Origin of the sequence: Kitasatospora sp. NPDC051914, assembly GCF_040680995.1 — a bacterium.
GTDB lineage: Bacteria > Actinomycetota > Actinomycetes > Streptomycetales > Streptomycetaceae > Kitasatospora.
In genome coordinates this window covers 109,688-134,436 of sequence record NZ_JBFAXX010000013.1, presented here as the reverse complement: position 1 = coordinate 134,436, position 24,749 = coordinate 109,688, and the positions used below count along the sequence as shown (strand labels likewise).

General features: G+C 73.9%; 19 protein-coding genes. 14 read left to right on the top strand and 5 right to left on the bottom strand.

Going from position 1 to position 24,749, the window contains the following annotated elements; genetic code table 11:
* The first annotated feature begins 247 nt into the window (after window positions 1-247).
* From AB0M03_RS11525 to AB0M03_RS11490, 8 genes are all read left to right on the top strand, one after another.
* Window positions 248-883 carry a response regulator gene (locus AB0M03_RS11525; RefSeq protein WP_263107945.1) on the top strand — a complete coding sequence of 212 codons (636 nt, stop codon included), beginning with the start codon at window positions 248-250 and terminating at the stop codon, window positions 881-883.
* Between the two features lie 136 nt (window positions 884-1,019).
* Window positions 1,020-3,674: a DNA translocase FtsK gene (locus tag AB0M03_RS11520; protein WP_363490993.1), complete on the top strand. Its 2,655-nt coding sequence runs from the start codon at window positions 1,020-1,022 to the stop codon at window positions 3,672-3,674.
* A gap of 229 nt (window positions 3,675-3,903) precedes the next feature.
* Window positions 3,904-4,776 carry a RodZ domain-containing protein gene (locus tag AB0M03_RS11515; protein WP_363490991.1) on the top strand — a complete coding sequence of 291 codons (873 nt, stop codon included), beginning with the start codon at window positions 3,904-3,906 and terminating at the stop codon, window positions 4,774-4,776.
* A 74-nt stretch (window positions 4,777-4,850) separates the two neighbouring features.
* Window positions 4,851-6,308 carry a 30S ribosomal protein S12 methylthiotransferase RimO gene (gene rimO, locus AB0M03_RS11510; protein ID WP_363490989.1) on the top strand — a complete coding sequence of 486 codons (1,458 nt, stop codon included), beginning with the start codon at window positions 4,851-4,853 and terminating at the stop codon, window positions 6,306-6,308.
* Entirely contained in the window at window positions 6,305-6,958 is a 654-nt protein-coding gene (gene pgsA, locus AB0M03_RS11505; RefSeq protein WP_363490987.1) for a CDP-diacylglycerol--glycerol-3-phosphate 3-phosphatidyltransferase, read from the top strand. The genes rimO and pgsA overlap by 4 nt, the downstream gene beginning before the upstream one ends.
* Window positions 6,955-7,491 (top strand): CinA family protein, encoded by a 537-nt coding sequence (locus AB0M03_RS11500; protein ID WP_363490985.1) that lies wholly within the window; start codon window positions 6,955-6,957, stop codon window positions 7,489-7,491. Before pgsA ends, AB0M03_RS11500 begins: the two co-directional genes overlap by 4 nt.
* A 272-nt stretch (window positions 7,492-7,763) precedes the next feature.
* On the top strand, window positions 7,764-8,135 hold the full coding sequence (locus tag AB0M03_RS11495) for a helix-turn-helix transcriptional regulator (protein ID WP_030272544.1): 372 nt from the start codon (window positions 7,764-7,766) through the stop codon (window positions 8,133-8,135).
* Window positions 8,136-8,179: 44 nt separating this feature from the next.
* Window positions 8,180-8,488, top strand: a complete 309-nt coding sequence (locus AB0M03_RS11490; protein WP_363490983.1) for a hypothetical protein — start codon at window positions 8,180-8,182, stop codon at window positions 8,486-8,488.
* Here the strand turns inward: AB0M03_RS11490 and AB0M03_RS11485 are convergent.
* Window positions 8,470-13,113, bottom strand: coding sequence for an ATP-dependent helicase (locus AB0M03_RS11485; protein WP_363490981.1), 4,644 nt, complete (start codon window positions 13,111-13,113; stop codon window positions 8,470-8,472). The two genes, AB0M03_RS11490 and AB0M03_RS11485, sit on opposite strands and share 19 nt — an antisense overlap.
* Window positions 13,114-13,309: 196 nt before the next feature.
* Between AB0M03_RS11485 and AB0M03_RS11480 the strand changes: the two genes are divergently transcribed.
* The 6 genes from AB0M03_RS11480 (at window position 13,310) to rny (ending at window position 20,263) form a co-directional block, all read left to right on the top strand.
* On the top strand, window positions 13,310-14,818 hold the full coding sequence (locus tag AB0M03_RS11480; protein WP_363490979.1) for a S8 family serine peptidase: 1,509 nt from the start codon (window positions 13,310-13,312) through the stop codon (window positions 14,816-14,818).
* Window positions 14,819-14,896: 78 nt separating this feature from the next.
* A complete protein-coding gene (locus AB0M03_RS11475) occupies window positions 14,897-15,091 on the top strand; it encodes a DUF3046 domain-containing protein (protein WP_363490977.1) in 195 nt (64 codons plus the stop codon).
* Window positions 15,092-15,148: 57 nt separating this feature from the next.
* Window positions 15,149-16,450: an AI-2E family transporter gene (locus tag AB0M03_RS11470; protein WP_363490975.1), complete on the top strand. Its 1,302-nt coding sequence runs from the start codon at window positions 15,149-15,151 to the stop codon at window positions 16,448-16,450.
* A 148-nt stretch (window positions 16,451-16,598) separates the two neighbouring features.
* Window positions 16,599-17,693: a recombinase RecA gene (recA, locus tag AB0M03_RS11465; protein ID WP_363490973.1), complete on the top strand. Its 1,095-nt coding sequence runs from the start codon at window positions 16,599-16,601 to the stop codon at window positions 17,691-17,693.
* Window positions 17,694-17,700: 7 nt separating this feature from the next.
* Window positions 17,701-18,594, top strand: coding sequence for a regulatory protein RecX (locus AB0M03_RS11460; RefSeq protein ID WP_363490971.1), 894 nt, complete (start codon window positions 17,701-17,703; stop codon window positions 18,592-18,594).
* A 214-nt stretch (window positions 18,595-18,808) separates the two neighbouring features.
* The gene (gene rny / locus AB0M03_RS11455; RefSeq protein WP_363490969.1) at window positions 18,809-20,263 is read left to right on the top strand and encodes a ribonuclease Y; all 1,455 of its coding nucleotides are present in this window, start codon (window positions 18,809-18,811) and stop codon (window positions 20,261-20,263) included.
* A gap of 52 nt (window positions 20,264-20,315) precedes the next feature.
* On the opposite strand, the gene AB0M03_RS11450 is transcribed toward rny, so the two are convergent.
* The 4 genes from AB0M03_RS11450 to AB0M03_RS11435 form a co-directional block, all read right to left on the bottom strand.
* Window positions 20,316-22,127: an FAD-dependent monooxygenase gene (locus AB0M03_RS11450; protein WP_363490967.1), complete on the bottom strand. Its 1,812-nt coding sequence runs from the start codon at window positions 22,125-22,127 to the stop codon at window positions 20,316-20,318.
* Window positions 22,128-22,222: 95 nt separating this feature from the next.
* Window positions 22,223-23,056: an amino acid ABC transporter permease gene (locus AB0M03_RS11445; RefSeq protein ID WP_363490965.1), complete on the bottom strand. Its 834-nt coding sequence runs from the start codon at window positions 23,054-23,056 to the stop codon at window positions 22,223-22,225.
* Entirely contained in the window at window positions 23,053-23,703 is a 651-nt protein-coding gene (locus tag AB0M03_RS11440) for an amino acid ABC transporter permease (RefSeq protein WP_363490963.1), read from the bottom strand. The genes AB0M03_RS11445 and AB0M03_RS11440 overlap by 4 nt, the downstream gene beginning before the upstream one ends.
* 47 nt (window positions 23,704-23,750) lie before the next feature.
* Complete coding sequence (locus AB0M03_RS11435) at window positions 23,751-24,659, bottom strand: glutamate ABC transporter substrate-binding protein (protein ID WP_363490961.1); 909 nt, start codon at window positions 24,657-24,659, stop codon at window positions 23,751-23,753.
* Between the last annotated feature and the right edge of the window lie 90 nt (window positions 24,660-24,749).

Here is a 24,749-nt window from a genome sequence, read left to right as displayed (position 1 = left end):
ACCGGTCGGCCCGCACTGGCGGGCCCGACCGGGAACCCGGTAGGGTGCCGCAATCGTTGCGAACGGTGACCGTTCGGTAACGCGGCGTCCGGTCCGGTCGACCCGGTGGCCCCGGTCGGCGATCGGTCCGGGCCCGAGTTGTCGGGAGCGATGTGGCGGGCGAGGGGGTACGGCTAGCATGACCGGGTCAGTAGCGGGCGGCACGCGGGTGCCGACCCTGGGCAGGCAACCGGCAGGAGGGCGGGTCCTGGTGCAGAAGGCGAAGATCCTTCTGGTCGACGATCGGCCGGAGAACCTGCTGGCGCTGGAGGCCATCCTCTCCGCGCTGGACCAGACCCTGGTGCGGGCGTCGTCCGGCGAGGAGGCGCTGAAGGCGCTGCTCACCGACGACTTCGCGGTGATCCTCCTCGACGTCCAGATGCCCGGCATGGACGGCTTCGAGACCGCCGCGCACATCAAGCGCCGCGAACGCACCCGCGACATCCCGATCATCTTCCTGACCGCGATCAACCACGGGCCGCACCACACCTTCCGCGGCTACGCGGCCGGCGCGGTGGACTACATCTCCAAGCCCTTCGACCCGTGGGTGCTGCGCGCCAAGGTGTCGGTCTTCGTCGACCTCTACATGAAGAACTGCCAGCTCAAGGAGCAGGCCGCGCTGCTCCGCCTCCAGCTGGAGGCGGGCGAGGCACCGGCCATCGGCGGCGCCCTGCTGGGGGAGCTCTCCGCCCGGCTGGCCACCGTGGAGGAGCAGGCCGAGGCACTCACCAAGCAGCTGGACGGCTCCTCGGAGACGGCCGCCGCCGCGGGCGCCGCCCACCTGGAACGCAAGCTGGCCGGTCTGCGCAGGGCCCTGGACGCCCTGCGGCCGGGCTCCTCCTGACCGGCGCACTGACCGCCCGTCACGCCCACCCGCACGGGTGATGCCGCGTCGCCGTGACAGCGCGTCGGCGACACGCCCCGTGGCTCTCCCTCGGTCACATGTGCAGGGGTGCCGCCCGCCGGTAGGCTGCTGAGCCATGGCCACACGTACGCCCGGAAGCCAGGCACGCAACCGGAAGCCCGGGCCGGCCAAGAAGGCGCCGGCCAAGAAGGCCGCCGCCGCGCCCGCGGCACCGCGCAAGGCCGCCGCGAAGAAGGCGCCCGCCAAGAAGGCCGCGGCGCCCGCCCCGGCGCCGCCGCGACCGATACTCTTCCGCGCCGTCCGCGCCGTCTGGCTGGGGATCGCGCACTCCGTCGGCGCACTGTTCCGCGGGTTCGGCCACGGCGCCCGCAACCTGGACCCTGCCCATCGCAAGGACGGCGTGGCGCTGCTCCTCCTCGCGCTCACCCTGGTCACCGCTGCCGGCACCTGGTTCAGCCCGCAGGGCTGGCTGGGCGAGGTCGCCACCAACGTGGTGTCGGGGCTGTTCGGCCGGCTCGACGTGCTGGTGCCGTTCCTGCTCGGCGCGGTCGCCGTCCGGCTGATGCGCCATCCGGAGGTCCCGGAGGCCAACGGCCGGATCGCGATCGGCCTGACCGCCCTGGTGGTCGGCGTCCTCGGCCTGGTCCACATCGGCTGCGGAGCGCCCGTCATGTCCAGCGGCGCGTCGCGGATACGGTCGGCCGGCGGCATCGTCGGCTGGGCCGCCTCCACCCCGATGATGGCGGCGGCCGGCCCGCCGCTCGCGGTGCCGCTGCTGCTGCTCCTCGCCTTCTTCGGCCTGCTGGTGGTGACCGCCACCCCGGTCAACAAGATCCCCGAGCGGCTGCGCGGCCTGGGCGTGCGCCTTGGCGTGGTGGAGCCCGCGCTCGCCGGCGCCGCCGACGGGCCCGCCGCGGGCGCATCCGCCCGCGAGCACTCCAGCGAGCCGCCGGAGGACGCCGACCCCGACGCCCTGCCGTTCACCATCGACGACGAGGACGCGCAGCCCCGCCGCCGGCGCCGCCACAAGAAGGTCGACGAGCCCGAACTCGGCTCCGCCGTCCCCGACCTGTTCGTCAAGGATCCGTACGAGACCCGCGACCTGGCCGCCGGGGTGGCCGCAGACCTGGACGGCGCCCTGCTGTACGGCGTGCCGGGCTCGCCCGCCGTCGCCAGCATGCTCCACCAGGTCAAGGACAACACCGCCCCGCCGGAGGAGCCCGCGGTGCCCGCCGCCCGCTCCGAGGGCGCGCCCGACGGCCACGGCCCGGCGCCGGTGCGGATGGAGCAGCTCCGCCTCGCCGGGGACGTCACCTACAGCCTGCCGCCGCTCGACCTGCTGGAGCACGGCGCTCCGGCGAAGGCCCGCTCCCGGCTCAACGACGAGGTGGTCGCCCAGCTCAGCGGCGTCTTCTCGGAGTTCAAGGTGGACGCCCGGGTCACCGGCTTCACCCGCGGCCCGACGGTCACCCGCTACGAGGTCGAGCTCGGCCCGGCCGTGAAGGTCGAGCGGATCACCGCACTGGCCAAGAACATCGCGTACGCCGTCGCCAGCCCGGACGTGCGGATCATCAGCCCGATCCCCGGCAAGTCCGCGGTCGGCGTGGAGATCCCCAACCGGGACCGGGAGATGGTCAACCTCGGCGACCTGCTGCGCTCGCGCGCCGCCGCCGAGGACGACCACCCGATGGTCGTCGGCATGGGCAAGGACGTCGAGGGCCACACGGTGACGGCCAACCTCGCCAAGATGCCGCACGTGCTGGTCGCCGGCGCGACCGGCGCGGGCAAGTCCTCGTGCATCAACTGCCTGATCACCTCCGTCCTCGTCCGGGCCACCCCGGACGAGGTGCGGATGGTGCTGGTCGACCCCAAGCGCGTCGAGCTGACCGCCTACGAGGGCATCCCGCACCTGATCACGCCGATCATCACCAACCCCAAGCGGGCCGCCGAGGCCCTGCAGTGGGTCGTGCGCGAGATGGACATGCGCTACGACGACCTGGCCGCCTTCGGCTACCGGCACATCGACGACTTCAACGCCGCGGTGCGCTCCGGCGCGCTCAAGGTGCCGCTCGGCAGCGAGCGCGAGCTGACGCCCTATCCGTACCTGCTGGTCATCGTCGACGAGCTGGCCGACCTGATGATGGTCGCCCCGCGGGACGTCGAGGACTCGGTCGTCCGGATCACCCAGCTGGCCCGCGCGGCCGGCATCCACCTGGTGCTCGCCACCCAGCGGCCCTCGGTGGACGTGGTGACCGGCCTGATCAAGGCCAACGTGCCCTCCCGACTGGCGTTCGCCACCTCGGCGATGGCCGACTCCCGGGTCATCCTCGACCAGCCCGGTGCGGAGAAGCTGATCGGCAAGGGCGATGCGCTCTTCCTGCCGATGGGCGCCTCCAAGCCGGTCCGCATGCAGGGCGCGTACGTCACCGAGGCGGAGATCGCCAAGGTCGTCCAGCACTGCAAGGACCAGATGTCCGCGGTCTACCGGGACGACGTCACCGTCGCCGGCGGGCCGAAGAAGGAGATCGACGAGGAGATCGGCGACGACCTGGACCTGCTCATCCAGGCCGCGGAGCTGGTGGTCTCCACCCAGTTCGGCTCGACCTCGATGCTCCAGCGCAAGCTGCGGGTCGGCTTCGCCAAGGCGGGCCGGCTGATGGACCTGATGGAGTCCCGGGGCATCGTCGGCCCCAGCGAGGGCTCCAAGGCACGTGACGTGCTGGTGAAACCGGACGAGCTGGACGGTGTCCTGCTGACACTCCGTGGGTGAGCCACTTCTCACTCGTTCGGAGGAATGTGATAAGTAGGGGGAACCGCGCCGAGTAGTCGGCGCGTCCCTATCGGGGCGGGGACGAATTGTGCGCCCGGCCTGCGCTGACCTGCCGTCAGGCGCGGTCGGCAAGCCGCCCACGTTCGGGCCTATTCCGCTTGAGATTCGTTCCACCCCCGCCCCTAGACTGTTCTCTCAGCAGGTGGCCAACGCTCGAAAGGCGCGTCCAGTGACCATCGGCAAGTCCCCCGACCGTGGCAGCAGCCGGCCCTCCGCCCGCACGTCCCGGAACGAACCGGGGCAGCCGGCGCAGGGGGCGGACCAGCCCGCCCCCGAACTTCCGAGCATCGGTCGTGTACTCACCGTCGCCCGCATCGACGCCGGGCTGACCGTCGATCAGGTGAGCTCGACCACCCGTGTCCGCGTGCCGATCGTGCACGCCATCGAGCAGGACGACTTCTCCCGCTGCGGCGGCGACTTCTACGCCCGCGGCCACATCCGGGCGCTGGCCCGCGCGGTCGGCGTCGACGGCGACGAGCTCGTCGCCCGCTACGACGCCGCGCACGGCGGCGCCCCGGCCGACCGCCGCCCCACCCAGCTGATCGAGACCACCCCGATCAAGGTCACCGACCACCGCCGGCCGAACTGGACGACGCCGATGGTGGTCGCCATCCTCGCCGTGGTCGGCCTGATCGGCTTCAACCTGTTCGGCGGCCGCTCCAACACCCCGGCGGCCGGCACCGCCAGCTCCCCGCTGGCGAGCGCGTCCGCCTCCGCCTCCCCCTCCGCCCAGCCGCCCGTCCCCGCCCCCAGCCTCGCCCCGATCGCCGCGGCCCCCGCCGACAAGGTCACCGTGAAGCTGGTCGCCGAGAAGGGCACCAGCTGGGTCTCCGCCAAGGACGGCAAGGGCAAGCCACTGTTCGGCAACAACCTCGAGGCCGGCCAGGACCAGACCTTCACCGACCCCAAGCAGATCAGCCTGGTGCTCGGCAACGCCGGCGCCGTGCACGTGTACGTCAACGGCAAGGACCTCGGTCCGGCCGGCGCCGACGGCCAGGTGGTGCACGTCACGTACACCCCCGGAGACCCGCAGGCAGGCTGACCCGGACCAGCGGGAACGGCGCGCACGGCCTCCGGGGCGAACGGCACCGGGGGCCGCGCGTTAATCTTGGCGTCATGCCTGAACGCCGTACTGTCGCCCTTGTCACGCTCGGATGCGCCCGCAACGAGGTGGACTCCGAGGAACTCGCCGGGCGGCTGGAGGCGGACGGCTGGCTGCTGGTCGACGACGCCGCCGACGCCGACGTCGCCGTCGTCAACACCTGCGGCTTCGTGGAGGCCGCCAAGAAGGACTCCGTCGACGCCCTGCTGGAGGCCAACGACCTCAAGGGCCACGGCCGCACCCAGGCCGTCGTCGCGGTCGGCTGCATGGCCGAGCGGTACGGCAAGGAACTCGCCGACGCGCTCCCAGAGGCCGACGGCGTGCTCGGCTTCGACGACTACACCGACATCTCCGGCCGGCTGCAGACCATCCTGGCCGGCGGGCACGTCGAGGCCCACACCCCGCGCGACCGCCGCAAGCTGCTCCCGCTCACCCCGGTCGAGCGCCAGGCCGCCGCCGCCGAGGTCGCCCTGCCCGGCCACGGCAGCCCCGAGGACCTCCCGGACGGCGTCGCCCCGGCCTCCGGCCCGCGCACCCTGCGCAAGCGGCTCGACGACAGCCCGGTCGCCTCGATCAAGCTGGCCTCCGGCTGCGACCGGCGGTGCTCCTTCTGCGCCATCCCGGCCTTCCGCGGCTCCTTCGTCTCGCGCCGCCCGTCCGACGTGCTGAACGAGGCCCGGTGGCTGGCCGAGCAGGGCGTCACCGAGGTCGTCCTGGTCAGCGAGAACAACACCTCCTACGGCAAGGACCTCGGCGACATCCGGCTGCTGGAGACGCTGCTCGCCGAGATCGCCGACATCGACGGGATCGAGCGCGTCCGGGTCAGCTACCTCCAGCCGGCCGAGATGCGGCCCGGCCTGATCGACGCGATGACCTCGATCGACAAGGTCGTGCCGTACTTCGACCTGTCCTTCCAGCACTCCGCCCCCGCGGTGCTCCGGCGGATGCGCCGCTTCGGCTCCACCGACCAGTTCCTGGAACTGCTGGAGGGCATCCGCGCCAAGGCCCCCGAGGCCGGCGCCCGGTCCAACTTCATCGTCGGCTTCCCCGGCGAGACCGAGGCGGACTTCGCCGAGCTGGAGCGGTTCGTCGCGAGTGCCCGGCTCGACGCCATCGGCGTCTTCGGCTACTCCGACGAGGACGGCACCGAGGCCGCCACGCTCGACGGCAAGCTGCCCGAGGACGTCGTCGCCGACCGCCTCGCCCGGCTCTCCCGGCTCGCCGAGGAGATCACCGCCCAGCGCGCCGAGGAGCGGATCGGCAGCGAGGTGCTGGTGCTCGTCGAGTCCGTCGAGGACGGCACCGTCGAGGGCCGCGCCGCCCACCAGGCCCCCGAGACCGACGGCCTGACCACCCTGCTCGGCGCGGACGACGCCGAGGCCGGCCGGTACTACCGGGCCGTGGTGGTCGCCACCGAGGGCGTCGACCTGGTCGCCGAGGTCGTCGGCGCCGCGCCAGGAGCGGACGCGTGACCAAGGGGCCCGGCGCCCCGACCGCGGCCCCGCCCGGCCGCCCCGGGGCCGCGCCGTCGCCGCAGCCGGGCGTCTGGAACATCGCCAACGTCCTGACGATGCTCCGCCTGCTGCTGGTGCCGGTGTTCGTGCTGCTGCTGTTCGCGGACGGCGGGCACGACCCCAAGTGGCGCTCGGTGGCCTGGGCCTCCTTCGCCATCGCGATGATCACCGACGTCTTCGACGGCGAGCTCGCCCGCCGCAAGGGCCTGATCACCGACTTCGGCAAGATCGCCGACCCGATCGCCGACAAGGCGATCATGGGTGCGGCGCTGATCGGCCTCTCGGTCCTCGGCGACCTGCCCTGGTGGATCACCGCGGTCATCCTGGCCCGCGAGCTGGGCATCACCCTGATGCGCTTCTGGGTCATCCGCTACGCCGTCATCCCGGCCAGCCGCGGCGGCAAGCTCAAGACCCTCACCCAGGGCATCGCGGTCGGCATGTACGTCCTCGTGCTGACCGGGCCGCTGGCCACCGCCCGCGCCGTGGTGATGGGCGTCGCCGTGCTGCTCACCGTCGGCACCGGCCTGGACTACGTCGGACAGGCGATCCGGCTGCGCCGCGAGGGCCTCGCCAAGGAGCGGGCCGCCGGGCAGGGGGCCGCCCGATGAGCGCCCCGCCCGCGCCGCCGGCCGAGGCGGACCCGGCCGGCCGCGCCGACCGGGCGCTCGCCGAGCAGGTGCACGCCGCACTGCGCGGCCGCGGCGCCACCGTCGCCGTCGCCGAGTCGCTGACCGGTGGTCTGCTGGCCGCCACCCTGGTGGACGTCCCCGGCGCGTCCGCCACTTTCCGAGGCTCCGTCACCGCCTACGCCACCGACCTCAAGGCCTCCGTCCTCGGGGTGGACGAAGGCCTCCTGGCCGTCCACGGCCCGGTGCATCCGGTGGTGGCCCGCCAGATGGCCGACGGCGTACGGACCCTGCTGGGCGCCACCTACGGCCTCGCCACCACCGGGGTGGCCGGCCCCGAGCCGCAGGACGGCCGACCGGTCGGCACCGTGCACATCGGTTTCGCCGGACCGACAGGAACACGGGCCGTCTCCCGGGTGTTGTCAGGGCAACGTGCAATCATCCGTCGCACGACGGTGGGAGCCGCCCTCGAGCTGCTGCTCCAGTCCCTAGCGAGTGACGGTCCGTCGCGCTGAGGTTTCCTGAAATCTCTGAATCCACCGCCCGAGCTGGAGGATCGTGTTACATCACCGGCCCCGGGCGGGCAGAACCTAGCCAGTCGACCGATCGTCTGGCCGGTCCACCGGCCCGAAACAGCCACGACCAACGCCCGGGCGGGGCACAGAACGGGAGGGGGACAGCCTTGCAGCCCAGAGTGAACACGACCCCGGTCCCCGCACGCGATGCGGACAAGGCGGTACGGTGGGGGCGTGACATCTCGATCCGCAGTCCGAGGAGGGAGGCACCGATGATCCTGCTCCGTCGCCTGCTGGGCGATGTGCTGCGTCGGCAGCGCCAGCGCCAGGGCCGCACACTCCGCGAGGTGTCGGCGGCCGCCAGGGTTTCGCTCGGCTACCTCTCCGAGGTGGAGCGGGGGCAGAAGGAGGCGTCCTCCGAGCTGCTCTCCGCCATCTGCGACGCGCTCGATGTCCGGATGTCCGAGGTCATGCGCGAGGTCAGCGACGAGCTGTCCCTCGCCGAACTTGCGGCGATGGCCACCCTCTCGGAGGGTGATCTGCTGAGGCCGGTCCTCGAACCGGTTCCGCTGCCGGCCCCCGGTGTCGATCGGGCCGGTACGACCGTGCCCAAGGCAGCAGCCATGGACGTGGTCGCGGCCTGACCGGACCTCGCCCTCCCCCCGGGGAGCGAGAGAAGGAGGCCGCGGTGCGCAGAGTTGGAACGGGACGAGCCGGTGTGCTCGTCAGGACGGCCGGGTCGGCCCACCTCGGGTGGGTCGGCCCGGCCGTCCTGCTGTGTGCGGCCGCCGGCTGGTGGCTGTTCGGGCCCGGCCGGGGCGGCGGCGGCACGGCGCTCGGCATACTCGCCGCGGGCGGCTGGGGTCTCGGCCTGCTGCCCGTGCACGCCGACCGCCGGCTGACCGGCCCCGCCCGGCGCCCGCCCCGCCGGACGGGGGACGCCGGGGAGGAGAGCCCGCAGCTGCCGGCCGGCACGGATCAGGGGCGCAGCCGGTAGCCCCGCGTGGTGGGATGGAAGCCCGCCTCCTCCAGCACCCGCCCGAGGGGCGAGGTGAGCACCCCTTCGCCGTTGGCGCGCTCCACCGTGACGGTGCCCAGGGCCCCCTCCCGGGCGGCCCTGGCGAGCGCCCCTGCCGCCGCCTGCAGCACCTCGCCCTCGGCCCAGCAGAGCAGCGACTTGCCGCCGCGCTCCACGTAGAGCACCAGCTCGCCGTCGACCAGGACGACCAGGGCGCCCGCCTTGCGCCCGGGGCGGTGGGCGGCGCCGCCCGCGGTGGCGGCCCCCGGGGGCTCGGGCCAGTCCAGTGCGGCGCCGTACGCGTTGGCCGGGTCGGCGGCGGCGAGTACCAGCGCCTCGGGCTGCTCGGCGGCAGTGGTGCCGGACGTCCAGCCCTGGGCGCCGGCCCGCTCCAGGCGTCCGCTGACCGAGCGGAGCCGGTCGGCGGCGCCGTCCATGGCGAACTGGGCGCCGCCGAGGCCCTCCACGAAGTAGCCGCGGCGGGCCTTGCCTCGCTCCTCGAAGGCGGAGAGCACCCGGTAGACGCCGGCGAAGCCGCCGGGGACGCGCTCGGCGGTGACGGTGCCGCGGGTGAGGACGCCGTGCCGGTCCAGCAGGCTCTGCGCCTGCGCGGCGGCCCGGGTGGTGGCCTCGGCGGACGGCTCGGGCAGCAGCGACCAGCGGCCGGCCGCGGTCGGCGGGCCGGGGCGGCGGCTGCCGAAGGCCCGCCCGGCACCGCCGTAGCGGCCGCGCGGGGTGGCCCGCGGGGCGCGGTGGGCGGTGGAGCCCGCGGTCCGGCCGGAGCCGAGCAGCGCGCGCAGCGGGGCCAGCGAGTCGTTGGTGACGTACCCGGCCCAGACGAGGTCCCACAGGGCCTCGACGAGGGCGCTCTCGGGGGTGTCCGGCTGCCGGTCGGCGAGCTGGCGGAAGAGCAGGCCGTAGCCGCCGGCGAGGGCCTCCAGCAGATCGGTGTGGACGGGGGTGAGCGCGGGCGGCACCGGTTCGGGGCGCAGCAGGTGGGCGTTCTCGGCGAGGTGGAGGCTGATCCAGCCGTCCTTGCCGGGCAGTGCCCCGGCGCCGGCCCAGCCGATCTCGCCGGCCACCATCAGCTCGTTCAGCATTTCGGGGGAGTAGTCGGAGAGCCGGGCCGGGAGGACGAGCTTCTCCAGCGCGGAGGCGGGCAGGGCGGTGCCCTGGAGCTGCTCGACCACCCGGTAGAGGCCGTCGATGCCGCGCAGCCGGTGGCCGGCCAGGTGCTGCCACTGCGGGAGGAAGGCCGCCATGGCGCGCGGCGGCACCGGCTCGACCTCCTGGCGCAGCGCGGCCAGTGAGCGGCGGCGCAGCCGGCGCAGCACCTCGGTGTCGCACCACTCGACGGTGGCGGTGTGGCCCTCGACCGGGCGGAACTCGCCCTGCACCAGGCGGCCGGCGGCGGTGAGCCGGTGCAGGGTGCCGGTGACGACGGCGGTGCCCAGGCCGAAGCGGGTAGCGGCCTCGGCGGCGGTGAACGGGCCGTGGGTGCGGGCGTAGCGGGCCAGCAGGTCGCCGAGCGGGTCCTTGACCGGTTCGGTGAAGGCCTCCGGCACGCCGACCGGCAGCGGGGTGCCGATGGCGTCGCGCAGCCGTCCGGCGTCCTCGATCGTGGCCCAGCGCTGCTCGCCTCCGAGGCGGACCTGGATGGCCCGGCGGGCGGCCTCCAGCTCCAGGGCCCAGAGCGGTTCGGCGCCGCGGGCGGTGAGCTCGGCCTCGGAGAGCGGGCCGAGCAGGCGGAGCGCGTCGGCGACGCCCTCGGCGTCCTTGATCCGGCGCTCGGGGGTGAGGCGCTGGAGTTCGGCCTCCAGGTCGGCGAGGACCTGGGGGTCGAGCAGCTCGCGGAGCTCGGCCTGGCCGAGGAGCTCGGAGAGCAGCCGGGAGTCGAGGGAGAGGGCGGCGGCGCGGCGCTCGGCGAGCGGGGAGTCGCCCTCGTAGAGGAACTGGGCGACGTAGCCGAACAGCAGGGAGCGGGCGAACGGGGAGGGCTCGGGGGTGGTGACCTCGACCAGGCGGACGGCGCGGGACTCGAGGTCCCCCATCAGCTCGACCAGGCCGGGCACGTCGAAGACGTCCTGCAGGCACTCGCGGACGGCCTCCAGCACGATCGGGAACGAGCCGTACTCGGAGGCGACCTCCAGCAGCTGGGAGGCGCGCTGGCGCTGCTGCCAGAGCGGGGTGCGGCGGCCGGGGCTGCGGCGGGGCAGCAGCAGGGCCCGCCCGGCGCACTCGCGGAAGCGGGAGGCGAACAGGGCCGAGCCGCCGACCTGGTCGGTGACCAGCTGCTCGATCTCGCCGGGGTCGAAGAGGGCGGCGTCCGCGCCGACCGGGGCCTCGTCGGCGGGCGGCCGGTCGGGGGAGGGGAAGTCGAGGAGGTCGGCGTCGGGCAGGCGCAGCACGATGCCGTCGTCGGCGTGCATGACCTGCGGGTCGAGGCCGTGCTTCTCGCGCAGCCGGGCGCCGAGGGCGAGCGCCCAGGGCGCGTGCACCTGGGCGCCGAAGGGGGAGTGGACGACGATCCGCCAGTCGCCGAGCTCGTCGCGGAAGCGCTCGACGACGATGGTGCGGTCGTCCGGCAGGTGGCCGCAGGCGGTGCGCTGCTCGGCGAGGTAGGTGAGCAGGTTGCCCGCGGCCCAGCCGTCGAGCCCGGCGGCCTTCAGCCGCTCGGCGGCCTGTTCGGGGGTGAGGGCGCCGAGTTCGCGGACGAAGGCGCCGACGGCGCGGCCGAGCTCCAGCGGACGGCCGAGGGTGTCGCCCTTCCAGAACGGCAGCCGGCCGGGCACGCCGGGGGCGGGGGTGACCAGGACCTTGTCGTGGGTGATGTCCTCGATCCGCCAGGAGGTGGTGCCCAGGGTGAAGACGTCGCCGACGCGGGACTCGTAGACCATCTCCTCGTCGAGCTCGCCGACCCGGCCGCCGCCCTTCTTGCCCGCCTTCGAACCGGCGCCGGTGGTGCCGGCGATGAAGACGCCGAACAGGCCGCGGTCGGGGATGGTGCCGCCGGAGGTGACGGCGAGCCGCTGGGCGCCGGGCCGGCCGGTCACGGTGCCGGCCACGCGGTCCCAGACCACGCGGGGGCGCAGCTCGGCGAAGGCGTCGGACGGGTACCGCCCGGCGAGCATGTCGAGGACGCCGTCGAACGCGGACTGCGGGAGGGTCGCGAAGGGCGCGGCGCGGCGGACGAGGGCGAGCAGCTCGTCGACCTGCCAGCCGTCGAGCGCGGTGATCGCGACGAGCTGCTGGGCCAGCACGTCCAGCGGGTTGCGCGGGACGCGCAGCGCCTCGATCCGGCCGCTGCGCATCCGCTCGGTGACCACGGCGGACTGCAGCAGGTCGCCGCGGTACTTCGGGAAGACGACGCCGGTGGAGACCGCGCCGACCTGGTGGCCGGCCCGGCCGACGCGCTGCAGGCCGGAGGCGACCGAGGGCGGCGACTCGACCTGGACGACCAGCTCGACGGCGCCCATGTCGATGCCGAGCTCCAGGCTGGAGGTGGCGACCACGGCGGGCAGCCGCCCGGCCTTGAGGTCCTCCTCGACCTGGGCGCGCTGCTCCTTGGAGACGGAGCCGTGGTGGGCGCGGGCGAGCAGGGCGGGGGCGCCGGCCGCGCCGCCGGAGCCGCCCATGAGCTGCGCCGGGGCGTGCGCGTCCGGCAGGGCCTCGCCGGTGGCGCGCTCGTGGGCGATCTCGTTCAGCCGGTTGCACAGGCGCTCGGCGAGCCGGCGGGAGTTGGCGAAGACGATGGTCGAGCGGTGCGCCTGGACGAGGTCGACGATCCGCTCCTCGACGTGCGGCCAGATCGAGGCCTGCCGCGCCGGGTCGTCGTCGGTGGCGGCGGGCAGCTCGTCGAGGTCGGCGACCGGGACGACCACCGAGAGGTCGAACTCCTTGGCGGCGGGCGGCTGGACGACCGTGGCGCCGCGCTGCGGGCTGAGGAAGCGGGCCACCTCCTCGACCGGGCGGACGGTGGCGGACAGGCCGATCCGGCGGGCGGGCGCGTCGAGCAGGGCGTCCAGCCGCTCCAGGCTGAGCGCCAGGTGGGCGCCGCGCTTGGTGTCGGCGACCGCGTGCACCTCGTCGAGGATCACCGTGTCGATGCCGCGCAGTGCGTCCCTGGCGGCCGAGGTGAGCAGCAGGAACAGCGACTCGGGCGTGGTGATCAGGATGTCCGGCGGGTGGCCGGCGAAGCGGCGCCGGTCGGCGGCCGGGGTGTCGCCGGAGCGGATGCCGACCTCGATCTCCGGCTCGGGCAGGCCCAGCCGGACGGCGGCCTGGCGCAGGCCGGCGAGCGGGGCGCGCAGATTGCGCTCGACGTCCACCGCGAGGGCCTTCAGCGGCGAGATGTAGAGCACCCGGCAGCGGCGCTTCGGGTCGGCCGGGGGCGGGGTGGCGGCGAGCCTGTCCAGTGCGGAGAGGAAGGCCGCCAGGGTCTTGCCCGAGCCGGTGGGGGCGACGACCAGGACGTCGGTCTGCCGGCGGATCGCCGCCCACGCCTCGGACTGGGCGGCGGTCGGCGCGGCGAAGGCACCGGTGAACCACGCCCTGGTCGCCGGGGCGAAGCCGTCGAGGGCGTCCGCGGTGCTGTGCTGCGCCATGCCCCCATGGTGCCCGCTGCCACTGACAGGCCGCTTCCACCGACGGGCCGTCCGTCTGCCGCAGCCCGGCGGGCAGAATCCGACATTCCACTCATATGGTGAAGATTCAGTCACACTTTCCGGAGCTGATGCTGTCCGGAGCCGGCACCGCCACGGGCGCTGCGGCCCCGGTCCGGACGGACGAGCGGAGGCCGCGATGGAACCGGGCACCCCGGCCGCCGAGCACACGTCCCGCGGACGCCGCCGGTTCCTCGAACTCATCCTGGCCATGCTGCTCGTCGCCCTGATCGTCGGCGGCGCCGTCCCGTACGTCTCCGGGCCCGACCGCTCCTACCTCAGCTACCTGGTGCTCGCCGACCGGCAGGACGCCGAGGGCGCCGAGCACGCCGCCGAACAGGCCCGGGCCGCCGGCGGCCGCGTCGTCCAGGGCTACCCGCAGATCGGCGCCGTGCTCGCCTACGCCACCGGCGGCTTCGCCCAGCGGCTGCGCACCAAGCCCGGGATAGCCGCCGTCGGCGCCACCCGCACCGCCACCGTCCCCAGTCCGCCCGGCCCGCTCACCGGCGCCGACTTCCGCCGCAGCCAGGAGGGCGCACCCGCCTCCGACGCCACCGAGGGCAACCTCTCCGACCCGCGCGAGGAGGACGACTGGAACCTCGCCATGATCGGCGCCGCCGACCCGCTCCCCGCCTCCTCCGCCCTGCTGCGCAGCGCCTCGGACCGGTCCGGCACCCCGCTCGCGCCCACCCCGGCCGCACTGGGCGGCGTGCTCGTCGCGGTGCTCGACTCCGGGGTCGACGACACCCATCCGGACCTGCGCGACGCCGTCGACCCGAGCGCCTCCGTCTCCTGCGCCGACGGCCGGCCCGACGCCCGCTACGGCGCCTGGCGGCCCGACGAGGGGGTCTCCGAGAGCGGCCACGGCACGCACGTCGCCGGGATCGTCGGCGCCGCCCGGGACGGCCACGGCGTGACCGGCGTCGCCCCCGGGGTGCGGATCGCGGCCGTCCGCCTGCTCGGCCCGCTCGGCCAGTACTACGCCGAGAACATCGTCTGCGGGATGCTCTGGGCCGCCGACCACGGCGCCCGGGCGATCAACGACAGCTACTTCGCCGACCCGTGGAAGTACAACTGCCCCGAGGACCCGGACCAGGCCGCACTCACCCGGGCCGTCGCCCGGGCCGTCGCCTACGCGCAGAGCCGCGGTTCCGTCGTGGTCGCCTCGGCCGGCAACGACGGCCAGGACCTCCAGGCCGACCGGATCGACCGGCGCAGCCCCAACGACCGCACCTCCGGACCGGCCCAGGACCGCTACCTCGGCACCGAGTGCATCCGCCTCCCCGGCGAACTGCCCGGCGTGGTCACCGTCAGCGCCGTGGACCGCTCCGGAGCGCCGGCCGGCTACACCAACTACGGCCTCGGCCGGGTCTCGCTGGCCGCACCCGGCGGCGACCCCGACGGCGGCCCCGAGGGCGCGGTCGTCTCCGACTGGCCCGGCGACCGCTACGCCGCGCTGGCCGGCACCTCGATGGCCGCCGCCCACGTCACCGGCGCCGTCGCGGTGGTCGCCGCCGAACACCCGGGCTGGGGGTCGCAGGAGATCACCGCGCACCTCGCCGAGGCCGCCGCCGCCAACTGCCCGCCCGGCCCCGACACCTGCGGTGACCGGCGCTTCTACGGCGCCGGCGTGCTGGCGCTGCCGTAGGAGCGGGCCTCGGCCCGGGTCGGCCCGGGGCCCTCGGAGGCACGTCCCGGCGCCGTTGCGGTCGGGGATACTGGGCGCATGAGGCTGACCGAGTTCTGGCGACGGATGAACGAGCACTTCGGCGAGGCGTACGCGGAGTCGTTCGCGCGGGACCACGTGATGAGCGAGCTCGGCGGCCGCACGGTGCACCAGGCCCTGGACTCCGGGTGGGAGGCCAAGGACGTCTGGCGGGTGGTCTGCCTGAACCAGGGGGTCTCCGCGCAGCTGCGCTGAGCCACCGGCCCGCCCGGGAGGGGGCCCGCCGTCCGTCCGATGGGCGAGACTGGGCGGGTGGAAAGCAGCCGAGAGCCCGACAGCCCGGAGAGCCGCCGTCCGGCACCCGAACCCGCCGAACCCCACAGCACCCGGCCCGCCACCGGCCCCGCGGCCGCCCGCAGACCCCAGTTGCGGGGCGGCGCCATGCCGCGCTGGCTGCCGAAGGCCATGGTGCTCGCGCTGGTGCTGGTCGGCGTGTTCCAGCTCGCGGACTGGGCCTTCCACCAGCTGATCGACCTGTTCGTGATGCTGATCGTGGCCTTCTTCCTGTCGCTGGCGATGGAGCCGGCGGTGGACCGGATGGCGGCCCGCGGCGTGCGCCGCGGTCTCGGCACCTTCCTGGTGTTCATCGCGGTGGTCGTCGCCGTGGCCGGCTTCCTCGCCGCCCTCGGCACCCTGCTGGTCGACCAGGTCACCCGGGTCGCCGGGGAGTTGCCGCACCTGCTGGAGAACCTGATCGGCTGGATCAACCGGACGTTCCACCAGGATCTCTCGCTGGACGAGCTCCAGCGGCGGGTGCTCAAGGACTCGGGCACCGTCGAGAAGTACGCCCAGCAGGCGGCCGGCAACGTCTGGGGCGTCTCCAGCACCGTCATCGGCGGCCTGTTCCAGTTCTTCACCGTCGGCCTGTTCAGCTTCTACTTCACCGCCGACGGCCCGCGGGTGCGCCGCACCGTCTGCTCGCTGCTGCCGCCCGCGAAGCAGGCCGAGGTGCTGCGGGCCTGGGAGATCGCGCTGGCCAAGACCGGCGGCTACCTCTACTCCCGGGCGCTGCTGGCGATGATCTCCACCCTCGCGCACTGGCTGGTGTTCCAGATCATCGGCCTGCCGTACGCGGCCGCGCTGGCGGTGTGGGTCGGCGTGATGTCGCAGTTCGTGCCGACCATCGGCACCTACATCGCGGGCGCGCTGCCGGTGCTGGTCGCGCTGACCGGGCAGCCGGTGGACGCGGTGTGGGCGCTCGCCTTCGTCATCGTGTACCAGCAGATCGAGAACTACCTGCTGCACCCGAGGATCACCGCGCGGACGGTGGACGTGCACCCCGCGGTGGCCTTCGGCTCGGTGATCGCCGGGGCGGCGCTGCTCGGCGCGGTCGGCGCCCTGATCGCGATCCCGGCGGCGGCCACCCTGCAGGGATTCGTCGGCACCTACGTGCGCCGCTACGAGGTGACCACCGACCCGCGGATCGACCGCGGCGAGGAGCGCAAGGAGCGCCGGGAGCGCAGGCGGCAGGCCGCGCGCCGTCTGCGGCGCATGATGCGGAGCGGATCTTCGGACGAATCCGCAGGTCGGGACCGGGACGGAGGACCGCAGTAGGAGGAGTCGCGGAATTCGAACGGTTGTTCTCTATACTCGGCAGCGGCGAGTTTTCCACAGGCGTGGCCCGGTCCGGGCCGATTGTCGGTGGGACGCGCTAGCGTCAAGGACGATGAAGCGCACAGCACAGAACCCGAGGGTGGAAGCCATGGCAGGTACGGACAAGGAGAAGGCGCTCGAGACGGCACTCGCCCAGATCGAGCGACAGTTCGGCAAGGGCTCGGTGATGCGCCTGGGCGAGAAGGCCAACGAGCCCATCGACGTGATCCCGACCGGCTCCACCGCGCTGGACGTCGCCCTCGGTGTCGGCGGCATCCCGCGCGGCCGAGTGATCGAGATCTACGGCCCCGAGTCCTCCGGCAAGACCACGCTGACCCTGCACCTGGCGGCCAACGCCCAGAAGGCCGGCGGCACCGTCGCCTTCGTCGACGCCGAGCACGCCCTCGACCCCGAGTACGCCAAGAAGCTCGGCGTCGACACCGACGCCCTGCTGGTCAGCCAGCCGGACACCGGCGAGCAGGCCCTGGAGATCACCGACATGCTGATCCGCTCCGGCGCGATCGACCTGGTGATCATCGACTCCGTCGCGGCCCTCGTCCCGCGCGCCGAGATCGAGGGCGAGATGGGCGACTCGCACGTCGGCCTGCAGGCCCGGCTCATGAGCCAGGCCCTGCGCAAGATCGCCGGTGCGCTCAACCAGTCGAACACCACCGCCATCTTCATCAACCAGCTGCGCGAGAAGATCGGCGTCATGTTCGGCTCCCCGGAGACCACGACCGGTGGTCGGGCGCTGAAGTTCTACGCCTCGGTGCGCCTGGACATCCGCCGCATCGAGACCCTGAAGGACGGCACCGAGGCGGTCGGCAACCGCACCCGCGTCAAGATCGTCAAGAACAAGGTCGCCGCCCCGTTCAAGCAGGCCGAGTTCGACATCCTCTACGGCGTCGGCATCAGCCGCGAGGGCGGCCTGATCGACATGGGCGTCGAGCACGGCTTCATCCGCAAGTCCGGCGCCTGGTACACCTACGAGGGCGACCAGCTCGGCCAGGGCAAGGAGAACGCCCGCAACTTCCTGCGCGACAACCCGCAGCTCGCCGACGAGATCGAGCGGAAGATCAAGGGCAAGCTCGGCATCGGCCCCAAGGTCGAGGAGCCGGCCGCCGCCGCGGCGCCCGCCGCCGAGGCACCGGCACCGGCCACCAAGACCGCCGCCAAGAAGACGGCGGCCGCCGCCAAGGCCTGATCCGCCGATGCACATCCCCGACCGCCCATCGGGCTCGGCCGCACCCGCCGCCGAGCCCGATGACGCCGGCCCTCCCGACTGGTTCGCAGCCGTCGCCCTCCCCGAGGACGAGGAGCCGGAAGTCTTCCAACCGGCCCGGACCGAAGGCGAGGACGACGCCGCTGCGCCGGGCCTCGCCGACGTGCCAGGCCTGCGCACCGCCTCCGCCCTGCCCACCGGCCGCCGCCGGCGGCGCAGCGCGCTCACGCCCGAGGAGGGCGGCCTCCCCGGTGAGGACGACCTCGCCGGCGAGCCCCTCCCGCCGCGCGGCCGGGGTGGCCGCGGCAGCGAGCCGCCGGCCCGCCCCGGCGGGCGCCGCCGCACCCGGGCCGAGCGTACCGAGGGCGGAGCCGCGCGCCGGGCCGAGGAGGAGACCGACCCGGCCTCCCGGGCCCGGGACATCTGCCTGCGCCTGCTCACCGGCAGCTCCCGCACCCGCAAGCAACTGGCCGACGCCCTGCGCAAGCGCGAGATTCCCGACGAGGTCGCCGAGGAAGTGCTCTCCCGCTACGAGGAGGTCGGCCTGATCGACGACGCCGCGTTCGCCGCGGCCTGGGTGGACGCCCGGCACGCCCACCGCGGGCTGGCCCGCCGCGCCCTCGCCCAGGAGCTGCGCACCCGCGGCGTCTCCGGCGACCTCGTGGAGCAGGCACTGGCCAGGGTGGACCACGACGACGAGGCGGAGGCCGCCCGCGCCCTGGTCGACCGGAAGCTCCGCACCACCCGCGGCCTGGAGCCGCAGATCCGCACCCGGCGCCTGATCGCCATGCTGGCCCGCCGCGGCTACTCGGAGGGTCTCGCCCACCGCGTCGTCCGGGAGGCGCTGGGGGAGGAGAGTGAAGGCCTCGGCGAGGAATGGTGACGGATCATCAGTCATCGGCATCAACTCTCGATCGCATCTTGACCGTTTCGTAACCTGCGCTTAGCCTCGCAAGCAGTGAGGGATCACTTCGATCGCGCTACGGGCAGCCGTGCGCAGGATCGGTCGGAGTCGGTTCCGCGTGTCACCCCCGGTCCCCGGCAGTTCCCTCACCGCCGCATCGACACAGCGCGCAGGGACGGGGATTGGGGCCGGCATGAGGATCGCGATGGGCACCGGATCGGTCGCGTCGCTGCTGCTGACCGGCGTACTCTGCCTCGTCCTGGCGCTCACCTGGCTGATGATCCGCCGCCTGCAGGCCGCCCAGCGCCGCGCCGTAGGGGAGGCCGAGCGCGCCCGCGGCTGGGCCGAGACCCAGGCCGCCCAGCTCCGCGCCGAACTCGACCGCCGCGAGGAGCGGCTGACCGAGGAACTGCGCCGGCTGCGCGCCCAGGAGGACGAACTCGACCGCCGCGCCGCCGAACTGGAGCGCTCCCGCACCGGCCTCGCCGAACTGGAGGCGGACCGCCGCCTCGCCCTGGAGGCGGCCGCCGGGCTGACCGCCGCCCGCGCCCGGGAGGAACTCGTCCGCACCGTCGAGGGCGAGGCCCGCCGCGAGGCCGCCGTGACCGTCCGGGAGATCGAGCGCCGGGCGAAGACCGAGGGCGACCAGCGGGCCCGGGAGATCATCGCCGGCTCGATCCAGCGGCTGGCGGCCGAACACACCGCCGAGACCGTGGTCGCCTCCTTCAAGCTGCCCAACGAGGACATGAAGGGACGGGTGATCGGCCGCGAGGGCCGCAACATCCGCGCCTTCGAGGCGGTCACCGGCGTCAACCTGATCGTCGACGACACCCCCGAGCTCGTCCAGCTCTCCTGCTTCGACCCGGTGCGCCGGGAGGCCGCCCGGCTCACCCTGGAGGCGCTCACCGCGGACGGCCGGATCAACCCGCTGCGGATCGAGGAGGTCCACGAGCGCAGCCGCGCCGAGGTCGAGCGCCTCTGCGTCCGCGCCGGCGAGGACGCCCTGCTCGCGGTGCAGCTCGACGGCATGGAGCCCGAGCTCGTCCGGACCCTCGGCACCCTGCGCTACCGCACCTCGTACGGGCAGAACGTGCTCGGGCACCTGGTGGAGTCGGCGCACATCGCCGGCATGATGGCGGCCGAACTCGGCGTCGACCGGGAGCTGGTGAAGCGTTCGGCGCTGCTGCACGACATCGGCAAGGCGCTCAGCCACGAGCTGCCCGGCAGCCATGCCGCGATCGGGGCCGAGTTCGCCCGCCGGCACGGCGAGTCCGCGGAGGTGGTGCACGCCATCGAGGCGCACCACGGGGAGGTCGAGCCGAAGACCGTGGAGGCGGTGCTCACCCAGGCCGCCGACGCCTGCTCCGGCGGCCGCCCGGGCGCCCGCCGGGAGTCGCTGGAGGCGTACGTCCGGCGGCTGGAGCGGCTGGAGGAGATCGCCCGCTCGCACGACGGCGTGTCCAAGGTCTTCGCGATGCAGGCCGGGCGGGAGGTGCGGGTGATGGTCCAGCCGGAGAAGGTGGACGACCTGCAGGCCCAGACGATCGCCCGGGAGGTCGCCCGCCAGGTGCGCGAGGAACTGACCTACCCGGGCCAGATACGGATCACCGTGGTGCGGGAGAGCCGGGCGACCGAGTTCGCCCGCTGAGCCGGGCCGCCGCGGTGGTGTGACGGCCGGTCGGCGGTCCGGTGGGCGCCGGTCAGCGCCGTGCGGCGCTGTCCCGGGCGGCGTCCTCCCGCGGTGCCTGCACGTCATGGCCGGCCGGCCCGCCCGGCCGGTGGACGGCCGCCTCCTGCGCCGTGCCCGAGCGCTCCGCACCGGCCCGCCCCGCGTCCTTGGCCGTGCCCGCGGTGAGCGGGGCCGGCCCGCCGCGGGCGGCGTCGGCGAGGCTGTGCAGCTCGTCGGCGCGGCAGCCCTGGGTGGTGCCGACCAGGTGCCCGTCCGGACGCACCAGCAGCACGGTGTGCGGCTCCGCCCCCGGGTACTCCTCGGTGACCAGCACCTCGGCGGGGACGGGCAGGGCGGCGGCGACCTCGGTGAGCCGGGGCATCAGGCCGGCGCCCAGCCAGTGCCGGGAGGACCAGACGGCGGTGCCGGGGGCGACCAGCACCAGCAGGAAGCCCAGGCCGAGCCGGGCGCGCAGCCGGTCGGGGGTGCCCTCGGTGGTGACCACCGGCAGGTCGGGGACCTGGACGCCGGGGGCGGTTGCGGGCAGCAGCTCGGTGAGCGTGGTGCCGCGGCCCGGTCCGCGCGGGACGGGCACCCGGCCGGCCTCCCCGGCCGGGGCGGTCGGGTAGGCGGGGGCGCCGCCGAAGCGTCCGGTGCCGAGCTGGCCGTCGGCGAGCAGCGGGGCGTGCTTGCGGAAGGAGCCGGTGAACAGCGAGCGCCGGGTCTGCTGCCAGCCGCGCAGCGGGCGCAGCAGCGGCATGGTCTGGTCGACGGCGCGCAGCCGGGCGCCGACGGCGCCGCGGCGTTCGGCCTCGTAGCCGTCCAGCACGGCTTCGCCGTTCTGCGGGCCGCCGGCCTGGCGGTGCCAGGCGAGGGCGAGTCGCCAGGCGAGGTTGTCGGCGTCGCGCAGGCCGTCGACGAGGTTCTGCATGCCGAGGGCGCCGTGCAGGTGGGCGGCGTCGCCGGCGAGGAAGCAGCGGCCGGAGCGGAAGCGGGCGGCGAGCCGCTGCTGGGCGGTGTGGTCGGCGGCGGCGAGCAGTTCGTACGTGGGGAGTTCGCCGCACCAGCCGGCGAGGGCGGACTTGACCCGGGTGAGCAGGGTGTCGCCGGTGACGATGCCGGGCCAGGTGGCGTGCGGGTCGACCGGCTCGGTGGGGGCGGGGCGGCCGGGGGGCAGCCGCCAGTCGAGGCGCCAGAGGCCGTCGGGGAGCGGGCGGGCGGAGGCCTCGCGGTCGCCGCGCCACGGGGGTTCGCGGTGCAGCCGGGCCTCGCCGGGGAAGGGCAGGTCGACCCGGACGGTGGCGACCGCGTGGCGGTCGACGGCCGGGCGCCCGGGGAAACGGATCTTCAGCAGTTTGCGGACGGTGGAGCGGGCGCCGTCGCAGCCGACCAGGTGGCTGCCGCGCCACCAGGTGGCGGCGCCGTCCCGGGTGCCGGTGGTGCGGACGCCGACGCCGTCCCGGTCCTGTTCGAGCTCGACGACGCGGGTGAGCGGGACGAGCTGGATCAGCGGGGTCGCGGTGACGGCGTCGCGCAGGCCGCGCTGCAGCCGGTGCTGCGCGAGGTGCAGCACCGGCTCCTCGCCGAGCGGGATGCGCAGGACCTCGGCGCGGCGGCGCCATACGGTGAAGGCGTCCCAGCGGGCCGCGTCGGAGGCGGCCCTGCTGTAGCCGAGCCGTTCGAGCAGGGCGGTGGTGTCGGCGCCGAGGACGACCGTCCGGGGGCTCTCCGGGCACAGGCCCGCACCCTCGTCGAGGACGATGCTGGGCACCTCGTGCCGGGCCAGTGCCAGGGCTGTGGACAGCCCCACCGGCCCGGCCCCGACCACGATCACCGGATCCACGAGGGGACCTCCGGGCGTGCGGGATCAGCATGTGCCGCGCGGGTGGTCCCTGGTGGTGTCACGAACAGCAATGCAACAGATCACCGGGGTTGCCGTCAAGCAGCAGCAGGTGTGCGCCGGTTCGCGCCGCGGCGGCCACGCGCCTCGAGCCACTTCGCGAGGGCGGTGAGCGCCAGGCACAGGCCGATGTAGAGCGTGCCTATCACGATGATCATCGGGATGTACGGGTACCCGGGCGAGTTGCTGGCGATCAGCTTGCCGGCGTAGAGCAGCTCGGGGTAGGTGATGATGAAGCCGAGCGAGGTGTCCTTGAGGGTCACCACCAGCTGGCCGATGATGGCCGGGAGCATGGCCTTGACGGCCTGCGGCAGCAGGACCAGCCGCATCGTCTGGTTCTTGCGCAGACCCAGCGCGTACGCGGCCTCGCCCTGACCGCGCGGCACCGCGAGGATGCCGGTGCGGATGATCTCGGCCTGGACGGCTCCGTTGTAGAGGGTGAGTCCGAGGACGAGGGCCGCCATCGGCTCCGAGGCGAAGACCCCGCGGTACAGCGCGAAGATCATGATGAGCAGCGGCATGGCCCGGAAGAACTGCACCACGACGGTGCACACGGTGCGCACCGGCTTGTGATCGGAGAGCCGGCCGACGGCCAGCAGCCCGCCCAGCACGATCGAGAGCACGCCGGCCAGGGCGAAGGCCTTGAGGGTGGCCAGCATGCCGTTGAGGATGCGCTCCTGGACGGTCGCGTACAGGAACGGGTCCCACAGCTCGGCGTCGAACTGTCCGGCGTCGGCGAGCTTGGCGTACGAGTACCAGAGCAGCCCGGCGATGCCGAGCAGCGAGGCGATGCCGAACAGCCGGTAGCGCAGGCGGGCCTTGGGGCCGGGGGTGTCGTAGAGGACGGACGCGGTGGCGGTGCGGGTGCTCATCGGACCACCGCCAGGCGGGTCTCCAGGAGACGGAACACTCCGCCGATGGTGAAGCTGAGCAGCAGGTACGCCAGTGCCACCCAGAAGAAGATCCCGAAGATGGCGTACCCCTTGTCGGTGAGTGTCGCCTGCAGGTTGTAGAGCTCGGCGTTGTTGAACGCGCCGGCGATCGCCGAGTTCCTGGGCAGGGCGATGAAGACACTGCTCATGGGCGGCAGCACGGTCCGGGCCGCCTGCGGGAGCACGATGCTGCCGAGCGTCTGGCCGAAGGTCATGCCCAGGCTGCGGGCCGCCTCGGCCTGGCCGAACGGCACGGTGTTGATGCCCGAGCGCAGCACCTCGCAGACGAACGCGCCGGTGTACGAGCTCAGCGCGATCACCGCGAAGGTGAAGGCGTCGAAGTGCGCGTCCAGCCGCGGCAGCGCGAAGAACGCCACGAAGAACAGCAGGGTCAGCGGGGTGTTCCGGAAGGTGTTCACCCATACGGTGCCGAACACCCGCAGCGCCGGGACCGGGGAGACCCGGAAGGCCGCCAGCACGGTGCCGAGCAGCAGCGCGAACAGTGCGCTCACCGCGCTCAGCTCGATCGTCTGCAGAAAACCGTCGCGGAAGAGTGCGAAATTGTCGTCCTCGAACAGTATGCCCACGCCGGCGGCCCTCCTCTCAGTGTCGGTTCAGTCGGTCAGCGCCCGACTCAGTAGCGCTCCAGCGCCGGGACGGCCGGAGCGGCCGCGCCCGACAGGCCGAGGGTCGCGTCGTAGGCCTTCTTCCAGTCGCCGTTGTCCTGGTGGGCCTTCAGCGCGTTGTTGATGGCGTCCCGCAGCACCTTGTCGTCGTGGTTCAGGCCCACGCCGTACTTCTCGGTGGAGAAGGTCTTGCCGACCACCTTGAGCTTGCCGGCGTTCTTGGCGCCGAAGCCCTTGAGGATCGCGTCGTCGGTGGTGACCGCGTCGACCTCGCCGGTCAGCACCTTCTCCACGCACTGGGCGTAGGTGTCGTACTGGACGACCTTCTTGCCCTCGCCGACGTACTTCTCGATCTGCTTCACCGAGGTGGAGCCGGTGACCGAGCAGACGTTCTTGCCCTTGACCGACTCCGGGCCGGTGATGTCGGTGTTGTCCTTCTTCACCAGCAGGTCCTGGCCGGCGATGTAGTACGGGCCGGCGAAGGAGACGTCGGCCTTGCGCTTGTCGTTGATGCTGTAGGTGCCGACGTAGTAGTCGAGGCCGCCGCCCTTGATCTCCGTCTCGCGGTTGGCCGACACGACGGTCTTCCAGGTGATCTGGTCGGGCGAGAAGCCGAGGTCGGCGGCGATCATCTTGGCGATCTCGATGTCGAAGCCGTTGCGGGTGTTGGTGGTCAGGTCCTCGAAGCCGAGGAACGGCTGGTCCGCCTTGGCGCCGATGGTGAGCTTGCCCTTGGCCTTGGCAGCCTTCCAGACCGGCGAACCCTCCAGGTTCGCGGACTTGTTGACGGCGTAGGTGGGCAGCGTCGGGGCGGCGGCGTCGGAGCCGGCGGCCGGCGAGCCCTCCTTGCCGCAGGCGGCGACGGCGGTCAGCGCGAGCACCGACAGGGCGGCGGCGATGGTGCGACGAGTCCTCATGAGGGTTGGCTCTCCTCGGTTGTGGCCACCGGACGACCGGGGCGCTGGGCGGGACCTTCCGTGACTGCGGCCGGGCACCCCGTCGGGCCC

Coding starts and splice junctions, on each gene's coding strand:
- AB0M03_RS11520 (WP_363490993.1), top strand. CDS start 1,020: ATGGCCACACGTACGCCCGGAAGCCAGGCACGCAACCGGAAGCCCGGG.
- rimO (WP_363490989.1), top strand. CDS start 4,851: ATGCCTGAACGCCGTACTGTCGCCCTTGTCACGCTCGGATGCGCCCGC.
- AB0M03_RS11500 (WP_363490985.1), top strand. CDS start 6,955: ATGAGCGCCCCGCCCGCGCCGCCGGCCGAGGCGGACCCGGCCGGCCGC.
- AB0M03_RS11495 (WP_030272544.1), top strand. CDS start 7,764: ATGATCCTGCTCCGTCGCCTGCTGGGCGATGTGCTGCGTCGGCAGCGC.
- AB0M03_RS11485 (WP_363490981.1), bottom strand. CDS start 13,113: ATGGCGCAGCACAGCACCGCGGACGCCCTCGACGGCTTCGCCCCGGCG.
- AB0M03_RS11480 (WP_363490979.1), top strand. CDS start 13,310: ATGGAACCGGGCACCCCGGCCGCCGAGCACACGTCCCGCGGACGCCGC.
- AB0M03_RS11475 (WP_363490977.1), top strand. CDS start 14,897: ATGAGGCTGACCGAGTTCTGGCGACGGATGAACGAGCACTTCGGCGAG.
- recA (WP_363490973.1), top strand. CDS start 16,599: ATGGCAGGTACGGACAAGGAGAAGGCGCTCGAGACGGCACTCGCCCAG.
- AB0M03_RS11460 (WP_363490971.1), top strand. CDS start 17,701: ATGCACATCCCCGACCGCCCATCGGGCTCGGCCGCACCCGCCGCCGAG.
- rny (WP_363490969.1), top strand. CDS start 18,809: ATGAGGATCGCGATGGGCACCGGATCGGTCGCGTCGCTGCTGCTGACC.
- AB0M03_RS11445 (WP_363490965.1), bottom strand. CDS start 23,056: ATGAGCACCCGCACCGCCACCGCGTCCGTCCTCTACGACACCCCCGGC.
- AB0M03_RS11435 (WP_363490961.1), bottom strand. CDS start 24,659: ATGAGGACTCGTCGCACCATCGCCGCCGCCCTGTCGGTGCTCGCGCTG.